17 protein-coding genes, 1 tRNA gene and 1 pseudogene are annotated in these 13,191 nt (G+C 68.9%); 11 read left to right on the top strand and 8 right to left on the bottom strand.

Annotation, left to right across the window (positions count from 1 at the left end):
- Positions 1 to 42: 42 nt before the first annotated feature.
- From AB5J51_RS24770 to AB5J51_RS24795, 6 genes and pseudogenes are all read left to right on the top strand, one after another.
- Positions 43 to 141, top strand: a pseudogene (locus AB5J51_RS24770) (hypothetical protein); the annotation flags it as partial.
- Positions 142 to 347: 206 nt separating this feature from the next.
- Positions 348 to 1,808, top strand: a complete 1,461-nt coding sequence (locus AB5J51_RS24775) for an amino acid permease (RefSeq protein ID WP_053784842.1) — start codon at positions 348 to 350, stop codon at positions 1,806 to 1,808.
- Between the two features lie 76 nt (positions 1,809 to 1,884).
- On the top strand, positions 1,885 to 2,307 hold the full coding sequence (locus tag AB5J51_RS24780; RefSeq protein ID WP_030299894.1) for a Mov34/MPN/PAD-1 family protein: 423 nt from the start codon (positions 1,885 to 1,887) through the stop codon (positions 2,305 to 2,307).
- Between the two features lie 77 nt (positions 2,308 to 2,384).
- Entirely contained in the window at positions 2,385 to 2,492 is a 108-nt protein-coding gene (locus tag AB5J51_RS24785) for a putative leader peptide (protein ID WP_311318620.1), read from the top strand.
- A gap of 81 nt (positions 2,493 to 2,573) precedes the next feature.
- Positions 2,574 to 2,852: a MoaD/ThiS family protein gene (locus tag AB5J51_RS24790; protein ID WP_136225447.1), complete on the top strand. Its 279-nt coding sequence runs from the start codon at positions 2,574 to 2,576 to the stop codon at positions 2,850 to 2,852.
- The gene (locus AB5J51_RS24795) at positions 2,852 to 3,802 is read left to right on the top strand and encodes a PLP-dependent cysteine synthase family protein (RefSeq protein WP_053784840.1); all 951 of its coding nucleotides are present in this window, start codon (positions 2,852 to 2,854) and stop codon (positions 3,800 to 3,802) included. Before AB5J51_RS24790 ends, AB5J51_RS24795 begins: the two co-directional genes overlap by 1 nt.
- A gap of 100 nt (positions 3,803 to 3,902) precedes the next feature.
- Here the strand turns inward: AB5J51_RS24795 and AB5J51_RS24800 are convergent, their stop codons facing one another.
- Both AB5J51_RS24800 and AB5J51_RS24805 read right to left on the bottom strand, forming a co-directional pair.
- Positions 3,903 to 4,253, bottom strand: a complete 351-nt coding sequence (locus tag AB5J51_RS24800; protein ID WP_078987120.1) for a DUF488 domain-containing protein — start codon at positions 4,251 to 4,253, stop codon at positions 3,903 to 3,905.
- Positions 4,250 to 4,669, bottom strand: coding sequence for a hypothetical protein (locus AB5J51_RS24805; protein ID WP_053784839.1), 420 nt, complete (start codon positions 4,667 to 4,669; stop codon positions 4,250 to 4,252). The genes AB5J51_RS24800 and AB5J51_RS24805 overlap by 4 nt, the downstream gene beginning before the upstream one ends.
- 205 nt (positions 4,670 to 4,874) lie before the next feature.
- Between AB5J51_RS24805 and AB5J51_RS24810 the strand changes: the two genes are divergently transcribed.
- Positions 4,875 to 5,627, top strand: a complete 753-nt coding sequence (locus AB5J51_RS24810; protein ID WP_053784838.1) for an MBL fold metallo-hydrolase — start codon at positions 4,875 to 4,877, stop codon at positions 5,625 to 5,627.
- A gap of 85 nt (positions 5,628 to 5,712) precedes the next feature.
- On the opposite strand, the gene AB5J51_RS24815 is transcribed toward AB5J51_RS24810, so the two are convergent.
- Complete coding sequence (locus tag AB5J51_RS24815; protein ID WP_053784837.1) at positions 5,713 to 6,969, bottom strand: PTS transporter subunit EIIC; 1,257 nt, start codon at positions 6,967 to 6,969, stop codon at positions 5,713 to 5,715.
- A gap of 274 nt (positions 6,970 to 7,243) precedes the next feature.
- Positions 7,244 to 8,545, bottom strand: coding sequence for a PTS transporter subunit EIIC (locus AB5J51_RS24820; protein ID WP_369778665.1), 1,302 nt, complete (start codon positions 8,543 to 8,545; stop codon positions 7,244 to 7,246).
- A 194-nt stretch (positions 8,546 to 8,739) separates the two neighbouring features.
- On the opposite strand from AB5J51_RS24820, the gene AB5J51_RS24825 reads away from it, so the two are divergent.
- The 4 genes from AB5J51_RS24825 to rdgB all read left to right on the top strand — a co-directional run bounded on the left by AB5J51_RS24825 (position 8,740) and on the right by rdgB (position 11,001).
- Positions 8,740 to 9,024 (top strand): glucose PTS transporter subunit EIIB, encoded by a 285-nt coding sequence (locus tag AB5J51_RS24825; RefSeq protein ID WP_369780308.1) that lies wholly within the window; start codon positions 8,740 to 8,742, stop codon positions 9,022 to 9,024.
- Positions 9,025 to 9,140: 116 nt separating this feature from the next.
- Positions 9,141 to 9,866 carry a ribonuclease PH gene (rph, locus tag AB5J51_RS24830; RefSeq protein WP_030299875.1) on the top strand — a complete coding sequence of 242 codons (726 nt, stop codon included), beginning with the start codon at positions 9,141 to 9,143 and terminating at the stop codon, positions 9,864 to 9,866.
- A gap of 104 nt (positions 9,867 to 9,970) precedes the next feature.
- Positions 9,971 to 10,357: a hypothetical protein gene (locus AB5J51_RS24835; RefSeq protein ID WP_053784835.1), complete on the top strand. Its 387-nt coding sequence runs from the start codon at positions 9,971 to 9,973 to the stop codon at positions 10,355 to 10,357.
- A gap of 38 nt (positions 10,358 to 10,395) precedes the next feature.
- Positions 10,396 to 11,001: an RdgB/HAM1 family non-canonical purine NTP pyrophosphatase gene (rdgB, locus tag AB5J51_RS24840; RefSeq protein WP_053784925.1), complete on the top strand. Its 606-nt coding sequence runs from the start codon at positions 10,396 to 10,398 to the stop codon at positions 10,999 to 11,001.
- Between the two features lie 62 nt (positions 11,002 to 11,063).
- Here rdgB and AB5J51_RS24845 read toward each other — a convergent pair.
- The 4 genes from AB5J51_RS24845 to bcp form a co-directional block, all read right to left on the bottom strand.
- Positions 11,064 to 11,147 (bottom strand) — tRNA-Leu (locus AB5J51_RS24845).
- Positions 11,148 to 11,189: 42 nt separating this feature from the next.
- Positions 11,190 to 11,879, bottom strand: coding sequence for an HNH endonuclease signature motif containing protein (locus AB5J51_RS24850; protein WP_369778666.1), 690 nt, complete (start codon positions 11,877 to 11,879; stop codon positions 11,190 to 11,192).
- Positions 11,876 to 12,517: an HNH endonuclease signature motif containing protein gene (locus tag AB5J51_RS24855; RefSeq protein WP_369778667.1), complete on the bottom strand. Its 642-nt coding sequence runs from the start codon at positions 12,515 to 12,517 to the stop codon at positions 11,876 to 11,878. The genes AB5J51_RS24850 and AB5J51_RS24855 overlap by 4 nt, the downstream gene beginning before the upstream one ends.
- A gap of 149 nt (positions 12,518 to 12,666) precedes the next feature.
- Positions 12,667 to 13,134: a thioredoxin-dependent thiol peroxidase gene (gene bcp / locus AB5J51_RS24860; RefSeq protein WP_053784832.1), complete on the bottom strand. Its 468-nt coding sequence runs from the start codon at positions 13,132 to 13,134 to the stop codon at positions 12,667 to 12,669.
- Between the last annotated feature and the right edge of the window lie 57 nt (positions 13,135 to 13,191).

The raw sequence follows: 13,191 nt of genomic DNA on the forward strand, positions 1-13,191 counted from the left end.
AACCCTCGGAAACCTCAGGAAAGCCTCAAGCGGGAACACTGTTCGCGCATTGTTCGCTCAGCGGACGCTCAAATCCGGATAACGATCAGATCACCGCGATGCGGTGATCTGATGCGTGTCAGGACCTTTGTCCTGAATTGAATGTGCTCCGGATCACTTTTTCGCGCCTCGGCCACCCGTAAGCCCGTGATAAATCTTCACGACCGCCGACGGGGCGCCACCCATGCCCCCCGGCCGCTTGAACCGGCTGACCGCCGGGTGCAACTCCATCCGTATCCGGGGGGATCGAGGACCCGATCCGCTGCCTTCGAAGGCGCGGGTCGGCGTGGAGAAAGGCGCACCAAGACATGACCTCTGTGCAGGTCGAGCAGCACGACAGGGCACCCGGCGAGGGCGCCGCGGCCGAGGGCGGCGAGGGTTACCACCGCGCACTCGGAGCCCGCCAGATCCAGATGATCGCGATCGGCGGAGCCATCGGCACCGGCCTCTTCCTGGGCGCCGGCAAGGCCATCTCGAAGGCCGGCCCGAGCCTGATCCTGGCCTACGCCATCGCGGGCCTGGTCATCTTCTTCATCATGCGCGCCCTGGGCGAGCTGCTGATGTACCGCCCGGTCTCGGGCTCCTTCTCGGACTACGCCCGGGAGTTCCTCGGCCCCTTCTGGGGGTACGCGACGGGCTGGACGTACTGGCTCTTCTGGGTGGTCACCGGTATCACCGAGGTGACCGCGGCGGCCAAGTACATGTCGTACTGGACCCATGACAGCTTCCCGCAATGGGCCTACGCGCTGATCTTCACGGTCATCCTCTACGCCGCCAACCTGATCTCCGTGAAGCTCTTCGGCGAGCTCGAGTTCTGGTTCTCGATGGTCAAGGTCACCGCCATCGTCGGCATGATCCTGATCTGCGCCGGCATCCTCACCGTCGGCTTCTCCGACGCGGCCGCCACCGCCTCCGTCTCCAACCTGTGGAGCGACCGCGGCTTCTTCCCGAACGGCATCGGCGAGACGCTGATGACGCTCCAGATCGTCATGTTCGCCTTCCTGGCGGTCGAGCTGGTCGGCGTCACCGCCGGCGAGTCCAAGGACCCCGAGAAGACCCTGCCCAAGGCCATCAACACCGTGCCGTGGCGCATCGCCGTCTTCTACGTCGGCGCCCTCATCATGATCATGTCGGTCATCCCGTGGTCCAACTTCAAGGCGGGCGAGAGCCCGTTCGTGCTGGCCTTCGAGAAGATGGGCCTCGGCGTCGGCGCCGCGATCGTCAACTTCGTCGTCCTGACCGCCGCGCTGTCCTCCTGCAACTCGGGCATGTACTCCACCGGCCGCATGCTGCGGGACCTCGCCCTCAACGGCCAGGGCCCGAAGTTCTTCACCAAGCTCACCAAGAGCGGCACCCCGCTCGTGGGCACCACGTTCTCCGCCGCGCTGATGCTGGTGGGCGTCTGGATCAACTACGTCGCCCCGGGCAAGGCCTTCGACTACGTCGTCTCCTTCGCCACCATCTCCGGCATGTGGGCCTGGATCATGATCCTCGTCTGCCAGATCCGCTACCGCGCCAAGGCCGACCGCGGCGAACTGCCGCAGTCCCCCTTCCGCGCCCCCGGCGCCCCGTGGACCAGCTGGTTCGCCCTGCTGTTCATCGGCATGGTCATCGTGATGATGGGCATCGACAAGGACTCCCGCGTCTCGCTGTACTGCGCGCCGCTGTGGGGCCTGATCCTGGGCGTCTCGTACCTGGTGCTCAAGAAGCGCAACCCGGCCGGAGCCGCCTTCAACAAGGCCGGCAAGGCCGCGGAGCCGGTCGCATAACCGACTCTGTCCAGCATTCGGGCCCTCCCGTACCACACCTCGGTACGGGAGGGCCCGTCTGCTTATCCTGTCGCTCATGCTGACCCTCACCCAGGCGCTGTACGACCAGATCGTCGAGCACGCCCGCAAGGACCACCCGGACGAGGCGTGCGGCGTCGTGGCCGGACCGGCGGGCACCGACCGCCCCGAGCGGTTCGTCCCGATGCTGAACGCGGCCCGCTCGCCCACGTTCTACGAGTTCGACTCGAAGGATCTGCTGAAGCTGTACCGCGAGCTCGACGACCGGGACGAGGACCCCGTGATCGTCTACCACTCGCACACCGCCACCGAGGCCTACCCCTCCCGTACGGACATCACGTACGCGAACGAGCCGGGCGCGCACTACGTGCTGGTCTCGACGGCGGACACCGACGGCCTCGGGGAGTTCCAGTTCCGCTCGTACCGGATCGTCGAAGGCGTCATCACGGAGGAGGAAGTACGGGTCGTCGAGGCCTATTGACCACGATGTGAGCGGTTTGCGTCCACGATGCGGGATCACACTCCAAACGGGGGACCGGGAATCGTTAACATGACCGCATGGTTCCCCACGACGTGAGCATCGAGACGCCCAGCAGGCTGCTGCTCGTGGCGCGGCTGCACGTCGACCTGTGCCGCCTCGCCAGCAGCATCTGTCCTGCCGCCTGAGCACCACGGCCCCTCGCGCGGGGGCCCATGCGCCGCGCGCCCTTAAGCCCCTCCCGCATCACTTCACAACTGGAGCCTGCCATGGCCATCGAGGTCCGCATCCCGACCATCCTCCGTACCTACACCGACGGCGAGAAGGCCGTCAACGGTGAGGGCGCCACCCTGTCCGAGCTCTTCGCGGACCTCGAGACGCGCCACAAGGGCATCGAGGAGCGCATCGTCGATGGCGGCAAGCTGCGCCGCTTCGTGAACGTCTACCTCAACGACGAGGACGTCCGCTTCCTCGACGGCATCTCCACCGCCCTCAAGGACGGCGACAGCGTCACCATCCTCCCGGCGGTCGCCGGCGGCTCCGTCTGATGCGCTACGACTCCCCGCTGGCCGCGGTCGGCAACACGCCGCTGGTCCGGCTGCCCCGCCTGTCGCCCTCGGACGACGTGCGCATCTGGGCCAAGCTGGAGGACCGCAACCCGACCGGCTCGATCAAGGACCGCCCCGCGCTCCACATGGTCGAGCAGGCCGAGAAGGACGGCCGGCTGACCCCCGGCTGCACGATCCTCGAGCCCACCTCGGGCAACACCGGCATCTCGCTCGCGATGGCGGCCAAGCTCAAGGGCTACCGGATCGTGTGCGTCATGCCGGAGAACACCTCGCAGGAGCGGCGTGACCTCCTGGCCATGTGGGGAGCGGAGATCATCTCGTCGCCGGCGGCGGGCGGATCGAACACCGCGGTCCGGGTGGCCAAGGAACTGGCGGCGGAGCACCCCGACTGGGTGATGCTCTACCAGTACGGCAACCCGGACAACGCGGGCGCCCACTACGCGACGACGGGCCCCGAGATCCTGCGGGACCTCCCCTCGATCACCCACTTCGTGGCGGGCCTGGGCACGACGGGCACCCTGATGGGCGTCGGCCGCTACCTGCGCGAGCACGTGCCCGGCGTACGGATCGTCGCGGCGGAGCCGCGGTACGACGACCTGGTCTACGGCCTGCGCAACCTGGACGAGGGCTTCGTCCCGGAGCTGTACGACGCCTCGGTCCTGACGACCCGCTTCTCGGTGGGCTCGGCGGACGCGGTGACGCGTACGCGGGAACTCCTCCAGCAGGAGGGCATCTTCGCGGGCGTCTCCACGGGCGCCGCCCTGCACGCGGCGATCGGCGTGGCCCGCAAGGCGGTGGCCGCCGGCGAGACGGCGGACATCGTCTTCGTCGTGGCCGACGGCGGCTGGAAGTACCTCTCGACGGGCGTCTACACGGCGAAGACGACGGAAGAAGCGATCGAAACCCTCCAGGGCCAGCTCTGGGCGTAGCCCCCCGGCCCGCCCCTCTCCGCCGGGCGGGCGGGCGGGACCGGCCCGAAGGCCCACGGGCCCGGATCGGCCCGCTCCCCAGTGCCCGGCCCCCGGAGCGTCACCCGGTCAACAGCTCCGCCAGGATGGCGGCGTGGCTCGACGCGGGGTCCTTGACCGCGGTCAGGAGGGTGACCGGGCCCGCCTCGGCCAGCGTGCGCAGCCGGTCCAGTTCCGCCACCGCGTCCGGCGCCTCCAGCTCCTCCTCGTAGCGGGCCCGGAACTCCTGCGCCGTGCCCCCGCCCCCGTGGAACCACTTCCGCAGTTCCCCGGACGGCGTCACCGCCTTGGGCCACTCGTCCACCCCCGCCACCGCCTTCGCCAGGCCCCGCGGCCACAGCCGGTCCACGAGCACCCGTACGCCGTCCTCCTCCGGCTCCGGGGGGTCGTACACACGCCGCAACCGGATCACGCGCCACCTCCGAGTCCCTTGACCTCGTCCCACACCGCAGGATCCAGCACGCCCAGCCGGCTCCCGAACTCCCACACCCACACCTCCGCCGGCCGGTCCGCCTCCAGGAAGCTCGCCCGGCCCTGCGCGCCCACCGTCCCCGGGGGCAGCGGGATCACCCCGGCCCGCCGGTCGTCGTACTTCCCGGTGATCCACGCGACCCGCGCCCGGTGGGCCCGTACGGACGACACGGCCAGCACCAGGCACAGCCGCCCGTCCGCCAGACACCACAGCTCACCCGCCCGGGGCCGCGGCGCCGCACCCGGCCCGTGCGGCGGCGGGGCCCGCCGGGGCATCCCCGGCCGACGCCCCGCGACCAGCACCACCAGCACCACGGCCACCACCGCGGCCGCCGCGGGCCACCAGGACGTGTCCATATTCCGAAGGTAGCCGCGCCCGGACCCCTCAGCACGGCAGTGCACCGGCACGCCCGTGCCCACCGTCGCTCCCCCGGGTGACAGCACAGGTGATTCCCCCCACAACGGCCTGCCGCGGAGGAGCGACCTGACGTTTCGCGCCTTACGCTCGACCCACGCACGGCCCGCATTCCGTCCACGGACCGTCCCCGGAGGTTCTCGCTCCATGAAGCTCACCGTCGTCGGCTGCTCGGGGTCGTTCCCGTCCGCGGAATCGGCCTGTTCGAGCTACCTCGTCGAGGCCGACGGCTTCCGGCTGCTCCTCGACATGGGCAACGGCGCCCTCGGCGAGCTGCAGCGCCACGTCGGTCTCTACGACCTCGACGCGATCTTCCTGAGCCATCTGCACGCCGACCACTGCATCGACATGTGCGCCTACTTCGTCGCCCGCTACTACCGGCACGAGGGCGGCCGCTGCGGCACGATCCCCGTCTACGGCCCCGAGGGCACCGAGAAGCGCCTGACGACCGCGTACGAGGACGTCCCCGACGAGCGCTCCATGAGCGAGGTCTTCGACTTCCGCACCCTGAAGTCCGGCAGCTTCGAGATCGGCCCGTTCACGGTCCGCACCGAGCGGGTCAGCCACCCCGTCGAGGCCTACGGCATCCGCGTCGAGCACGGCGGCCGCGCCCTCACGTACTCCGGCGACACGGGTGTCTGCCCCGAGCTGGGGATGCTCGCCGAGGGCGCGGACCTGTTCCTGTGCGAGGCCTCCTTCACGCACGGCAAGGAGGACATCCCGGACCTCCACCTCAACGGCCGCGAGGCCGGGGAGTTCGCGCGCGGCGGCAGGGTCGGCCGGCTCGTCCTGACGCACATCCCGCCGTGGACGGACGCCCGCCAGAACCTCGCGGACGCCCGCGCTGCCTACGACGGCCCGGTCGACCTCGCGTACGCGGGCGCCGTCTACGAGGTCTGAGTACGGCCCTGCGGTCGCACGCACGACGAAGCCCCCGCTCTCCCGGGAAGGGAGGGCGGGGGCTTCGCCGCAGGCAGCGCCGTGGCTACTTGGCCTCGGCCTTGAGGAGCTCGGCGAGCTCCTCGTCGGACTCGCGGCCCGGCGTCGGGAGGTTGAACTTGGTGATCGCGAAGCGGAAGACCGCGTAGTAGACCGCCGCGAAGCACAGGCCCACGACCGCCAGGCCCAGCGGGTTGGTGGCCTTGCCCAGGTTCAGCAGGTAGTCGATGGCGCCGGCGGAGAAGCCGAAGCCGTCCTTCATGCCGAGCCCCCACGTCAGGGCCATGGAGACACCGGTCAGCACCGCGTGGATCGCGTACAGGACCGGGGCGATGAACATGAACGTGAACTCGATCGGCTCGGTCACACCGGTGACGAAGGAGGTCAGCGCGAGGGAGAACATCATGCCGCCGACGACCTTGCGGCGCTCGGGGCGGGCGCAGTGGACGATCGCGAGGCAGGCCGCCGGAAGGGCGAACATCATGATCGGGAAGAAGCCGGTCATGAACTGCCCGGCGCTCGGGTCACCCGCCAGGAAGCGGGAGATGTCGCCGCTCTTGCCCTGGAACTCGCCGGCCTGGAACCACGGGAAGGAGTTAAGCAGGTGGTGCATGCCGACCGGGATCAGCGCACGGTTGGCGACACCGAAGATGCCCGCGCCGACGGCGCCGGAGCCGACGAGCCACTCACCGAAGTTGTGCAGACCCGTGCCGAGGACCGGCCAGATCAGGCCGAAGACGATGCCGATGACGAGACCGGCGAACGCGGAGAGGATCGGGACCAGACGGCGCCCACCGAAGAAGCCCGCCCACTCGGGCAGCTTGGTCCGGTAGAACTTCTGGTAGATCAGGGCGACCACGATGCCCATGACGACACCGCCGAGCACCTTGGCGTCGACCGGCGCGTCGATCATGACGACCTTGCCGTCGACCGCCTTGGCTATCTTCGGCAGGTTCGAGTCGGTGAACGTGGCGAGCACGTTCTTGAAGACCAGGTAGCCGGTCACCGCGGCGAGCGCGGTCGAACCGTCGGACTTCTTGGCGAAGCCGATGGCGATGCCGACGGCGAACAGCAGCGCCATGTTGTCGAGGATCGCGCCACCGCCGGCGGACATGTATCCGGCGATCTTGGTCAGGAACGTCGGCAGCGAGGGGTCGCCGAGCATGTCCTTGTCGCCGAGGCGGACGAGCAGCGCGGCGGCCGGGAGCACCGCAACGGGGAGCATGAGGCTCCGGCCGATGCGCTGCATGACGGCCATCACGCCCGCGCCCTTCTTCTTTTCCGCAGCGGTGGCTGTGGACATGGGCTTCCTCCAGAAGGCAAGGCGCCGCCCAGGGGGTGCAACCGGGGGATGGCGGCGTCTCAGAACGGGGGTACGCGAGCGCCGAATCGGGCTTGCGTGGTCTACACCAATCCGTGGTGTAGACCAGTTGTAGCATGGTCGGGGATAGATAAGGAACCTTCGATTTCCTGTGGTCTACACCACACTCGGCTCCTGTGGGCGACCGGCGGCCCGGCACAAGCGGAAGGCCCCCGGATCCCGTGGATCCGAGGGCCCCGACGCAGTGGAGCGTCCGTTACGCCTTCGTGTTGTCCGCCTGCATCGCCGCGATCTCCTCGTCCGACTCCCGGCCCGGGGTCGGGATGTCGAACTTCGTGATCGCGAAGCGGAATACGACGTAGTACACCACCGCGAAACACAGGCCGATCGGAATGATCAGCAAGGGCTTCGTCGCCAGGCCGAAGTTGATGAGGTAGTCGATCAGACCCGCCGAGAAACTGAACCCGTCGTGGACGCCCAGCGCCCACGTCACCGCCATCGACACGCCCGTCAGTACCGCGTGGATCGCGTACAGCACCGGCGCGACGAAGAGGAACGAGTACTCGATCGGCTCCGTGATGCCCGTGACGAACGAGGTCAGGCCGACCGACAGCATCAGACCGGCGACCTCCTTGCGCCGCTGCGGCTTCGCACAGTGCGTGATCGCCAGCGCCGCCGCAGGGAGCGCGAACATCATGATCGGGAAGAAGCCGCTCAGGAACTGCCCCGCGTTCGGATCGCCCGCCAGGAACATGTTGATGTCACCGTGCACCGTCGTCCCGTCCGGCTTGGTGTAGCTGCCGAACTGGAACCACACCGGCACGTTCAGGAACTGGTGCAGGCCGATCACCAGCAGCGCGCGGTTGGCCACGCCGAAGATGCCGGAGCCCCAGGAGCCCAGCCCCACCAGCCAGTCGGAGAAGCTCTCCAGCGCACTGCCGACCGGCGGCCAGATCCACAGGCAGAGCGCGGCGAACCCGATCGCCACGAACGACATGATGATCGGCACCAGCCGGCGGCCGTTGAAGAAGCCCAGCCAGTCCACCAGCTTCACCCGGTGGAAGCGCTGCCAGAACCATGCGGCCAGCAGTCCCATGACGATGCCGCCGAACACCCCGGGGTTCTGGTACGTGAACTCCACGAACGTGTTGTTCGGCCCCAGACAGCCGCCGCCGATGTCCGCCGTGCCGACCGGGCAGATGTTGGGAAAGGCGTGCAGCACACCCCGGTAGACCAGGAAGCCCGCCACCGCCGCGAGGGCCGTCGAACCGTCCGCCTTCTTGGCCATGCCGATCGCGACACCCACGCAGAACAGCAGCGGCAGCCCGATGTCCGCGTTCAGCAGGGCGCCGCCCGCGGCCACCATCACCTTGGCCACGATCCTCCAGTTCAGGCCCTCCTCGCCCAAGACGCCGGGCTGCCCCAGCCCGTTGAGGAGCCCGGCCGCAGGCAGCACCGCGATCGGCAGCTGAAGACTGCGCCCCATCTTCTGCAGCCCCGGGTACAAGCCGCTCCACCACTTCGGCTGCGGTGCTGCTTCGGCACTGCTCGCGCTCATCGGCGTCCTCCTGGCGGGCCCGTTTGGGCAGGTGCGCCCCGTGCGGCACACTGGTGTAGACCACTTATGATGCGGTCGCACTCACCCGCCCGGAGGGCAGGTTGCCGCTGACCGTCATCATTCGGCAGAAGCTGGACCCGCGCTCGCGTAGCTGGGCCAACAGTGGGCTACCGTGACAAAGCGGACCGCGCTGGCTGGAACAGGGCCGCCGAGACTCGTTCTTCGTAGAACTCAGGGAGAAACACATGGCCACCAAGGCTGAGAAGATCGTCGCCGGGCTCGGCGGCATCGACAACATCGAAGAGGTCGAGGGCTGCATCACCCGCCTGCGCACCGAGGTCATCGACCCCACCAAGGTCGACGAAGCCGCCCTGAAGGCCGCCGGCGCCCACGGCGTCGTCAAGATGGGCACCGCGATCCAGGTCGTCATCGGCACCGACGCCGACCCCATCGCCGCCGACATCGAAGACATGATGTAACCACCCAGTCAGCGCCGTGCGAGCCGAGCCCCCGCCCGCACACCCCCACGAGGCCCCGTCCCCCACCCACCCGGACGGGGTCTTCGCGTATCCGCGCACCGACTAGGCTCGGACGCATGTCTCGCATCGACGGCCGCACGCCCGAACAGCTCCGCCCGGTCACCATCGAACGCGGATGGAGCAAGCACGCCGAGGGCTCCGTCCTCATCTCCTTCGGCGACACCAAGGTCTTCTGCACCGCCTCCTTCACCGAAGGCGTCCCCCGCTGGCGCAAGGGCAGCGGCGAAGGCTGGGTCACCTCCGAGTACTCGATGCTGCCCCGCTCCACCAACACCCGCGGCGACCGCGAATCCGTACGCGGCAAGATCGGCGGCCGCACCCACGAGATCTCCCGCCTCATCGGCCGCTCCCTGCGCGCCGTCATCGACTACAAGGCCCTCGGCGAGAACACCATCGTCCTGGACTGCGACGTCCTCCAGGCCGACGGCGGCACCCGCACCGCCGCCATCACCGGCGCCTACGTGGCACTCGCCGACGCCGTCGCCTGGGGCCAGCAGAAGAAGCTGATCAAGGCCGGCCGCAAGCCGCTCACCGGCACCGTCGCCGCCGTCAGCGTCGGCATCGTCGACGGCGTCCCCCTCCTCGACCTCTGCTACGAGGAGGACGTGCGCGCCGAGACCGACATGAACGTCGTCTGCACCGGCGACGGACGCTTCGTCGAGGTCCAGGGCACCGCCGAAGGCGAGCCCTTCGACCGCAAGGAGCTCAACGCCCTCCTCGACCTGGCCGCCGGCGGCTGCGCCGACCTCGAGGCCATCCAGCTCGGCGCGCTCCAGCTCTAGGCAGAACCACGGGGCGCGCTCCTGCGTCCCCTTGCATACGGGCGCACGGTGTCAAAGCCGTGCGCCCGTCCTCGCATCCGTGTCGATCCTGGGAGACCCGAACCATGAACCCGAAGCACCGCATAGCGGCGGTCGTGCTCGCCGCGGCCCTCGCCGTCCCGGCGCTGACGTCCTGTGACGCGATCTCGACGGCGATGGACTGCGCGAACACGGCGGTGGCCATCACGGACGGCGCGAACGACCTCCAGCAGGCGGTCTCCCAGGCCGGCAACAGCCCGCAGGACGCCCAGAACGCGCTGAACCAGATCGAGACGAACCTCAAGAAGGTCGGCGACCAGACGGACAACACCGACCTCAGCAAGGCCGTCTCCTCCATGACGACGGCGGTGAAGAACGTCCGCACGGCCATCGAGAACGGCAACCCGAACCCCGACATCCAGCCCGTCGCCGACGCGGCGAAGGAACTGTCGAAGGTCTGCACCCCGGGCTGAACCGCCACCCGCCCGGAGGGGACCGGATAATGGGCGGCATGACCAGCCGCCTGATCCTCGCCACCCGCAACGCGGGCAAAATCGCCGAGCTCCACGCCATCCTGTCCGACGCCGGCCTGCCGCACGAGCTGGTCGGCGCGGACGCGTACCCGCAGATCCCGGACGTCAAGGAGACGGGCGTCACCTTCGCCGAGAACGCCCTCCTCAAGGCCCACGCCCTGGCCCGGGCGACCGGCCTGCCGGCGATCGCCGACGACTCCGGCCTCTGCGTGGACGTCCTGAACGGCGCCCCCGGCATCTTCTCGGCGCGGTGGGCGGGTACGCACGGCGACGACAAGGCGAACCTGGACCTGCTGCTGGCCCAGCTCGGCGACATCGCCGACGAACACCGCGGAGCCCACTTCGCGTGCGCGGCGGCCCTGGCCCTCCCGGACGGCACCGAACGCGTCGTGGAGGGCCGCCTCCTCGGCACCCTCCGCCACGCCCCCTCGGGCACCGGCGGCTTCGGCTACGACCCGATCCTCCAGCCCGAGGGCGACACCCGCACCTGCGCGGAACTCACCCCGGCGGAAAAGAACGCCATCTCCCACCGGGGCCAGGCCTTCCGAGCCCTGGTCCCGTTCGTCCGCGCCCTGCTGGGCTGAGCCGGGGCCTGCCACGCCGAAGGCCCCGGCTCACTCGCGTGAGTCGGGGCCTTCGTTCAGTGTGCGGCCGGAGGGACTCGAACCCTCAAGGGATTTCTCCCACAACTACCTAAAAGTTGCGTGTAGGCCAATTCCACCACGACCGCGACATGTCGCCCAAATCGGACATCGGATCTGGTTGACTGCGGCTAGTCTACGACTGCCGGGGTCTGACGGTCGACAACATGGCGCCGCCGGCCTCCCCGGCACCATGTGTTCGTGACGGCATGGCAGTTAGGGCACAGCAGCCGCAGGTTCTCGCGACGGTCGTCGCTCCAGTCACCGTTGATGTGGTCGACCTCCAACGTCATGGGGCGCCCGCCCCACACTGGAGGCGTCCCGCACATGTCGCAGCAATCGGGAACGCCGACCTCACGCAGCGCCCGCCGCAGCAGGTGGGTGCGTGTCCGCCGCTTGCCGTCATGCCTGATCAGGATGTCCGCCGCGGACTTCATGGGCACCGGCCCCCGTTTGCCGCGCTGATGGGCCTGTCCGAGGAAGTGGGCAGTGGAGAGGCCCTCTTCCTGGATCCAGAGTTTCAGGGGGCCGTGGTGGCTTCCGGACACGGGGCGGCCCAGTCGGCGGAGAACCTCGGCCAGAGAGTGCGAGGCGGCAACCGCCGCACGCAGTTCCTCCCGGTCCGGCTTGACCCGGAGCCTGCGGTCCCGGCGCTCGAAATGGGACACGTCGATGCCGAAGTGGCGACATCGCTCCAGCAGGTACCGGCCGAGTCGGGGGTACGGCTTTATGTTGAGCAGGGAGATGACGTCCTCTATGCAGCCGGCCCGTTCCGTCGCCTCGGCCAGGACTTCGCGCGTGTAGCGGTTCCCGGCGCTCATCGGCGGCGCCCCTTGGCGCGACCGCGGTATGTGTCTGTTGTGGAGTGGCAGTTGGGGCAGAGCAGTCGCAGGTTCTCGGGCAGGTTGTTCCGCCAGTCGCCGTCCACGTGGTCCACCTCCAGCGGCAGCGGGTAGCCCTGCCAGGTCGGCCGGATGCACATGTGGCAGACCTCGGGAACGCCCAGTGCGGTCAGAGCCTGTTTCAGCTGCTCGCTCTGTGCCCGCCGGGCGTGGGAACCGTCCTGCTTGACCAGAAGGCTCTCCGGGGTCCGCCGGGTCTTGGGCCGTCCTGCCGGTGAGGGCAGTGTGAAATGGGAGATGTCTATGCCGAATGCCTTGACCCGCCTGCTGATGTGCGTGTGGTTCCCACCGACGACTTCGAGGCCGAGGTGTCGCAGGACCTGGCACATGTTCGTGGAGTCGGCGACCGCCGCGGCCAGGATCTCCTTCGTCCACTTGACGGCGTCAGCCCGCTCGAAGTGCGACGTGTCCACCCCCAGGCGCCGCATCCGGTCATGGACATAGCGTCGCGAGCCGCCCTTCGGGTCCACTCCCAGTTTCTCCAGCGCCTCGCTCAGCGTGCGCGACGTGCTCGCCGCTTGCGCGAGGCGTTCCTTCGTGTACGGGCTGATCGGCATGCCGGCCCCTCCGTTCCCGGCCGCGTGTGCGGCTCTCGTACGGAGAAACGGGTCGATAGTCGGACGGTTACGGGCCTGTTCGTCCGATAAACGGAGCGGCCCGCACCGGTTTGTCGGTGCGGGCCGCTGGTGCGCAGGGCCGGCCGGAGTCAGATGCCCAGGTCCTTGATGATCTTGGCTACGTGGCCCGTGGCCTTGACGTTGTAGAGGGCGCGTTCGACCTTGCCCTCCTCGTCCACGATCACCGTGGAGCGGATGACTCCGGTCACCGTCTTGCCGTACAGCTTCTTCTCGCCGAACGCGCCGTACGACTCGAGGACCTTCTTCTCCGGGTCGCCGACCAGGGTGACCTTCAGGTGCTCCTTCTCGCGGAACTTCGCCAGCTTCTCCGGCTTGTCCGGGGACACGCCGATCACGTCGTAGCCGGCCTCGGCCAGCACCGCCAGGTTGTCCGTGAAATCGCAGGCCTGCTTCGTGCAGCCCGGTGTCAGCGCCGCGGGGTAGAAGTACACGATCACCTTGCGGCCCTTGTGGTCGGCGAGCGAGACCTCGTTGCCGTCCGCGTCGGGCAGGGTGAAGGCGGGGGCGGTGTCGCCCGGCTGGAGTCGCTCGCTCATGTCAACAGTCTCCTCGGGAGGGGATCGGTACGGTCCGAGACTAAGCTGACAGACTGT

The organism is Streptomyces sp. R33, from assembly GCF_041200175.1.
In the GTDB taxonomy this organism is placed as follows: domain Bacteria; phylum Actinomycetota; class Actinomycetes; order Streptomycetales; family Streptomycetaceae; genus Streptomyces; species Streptomyces katrae_B.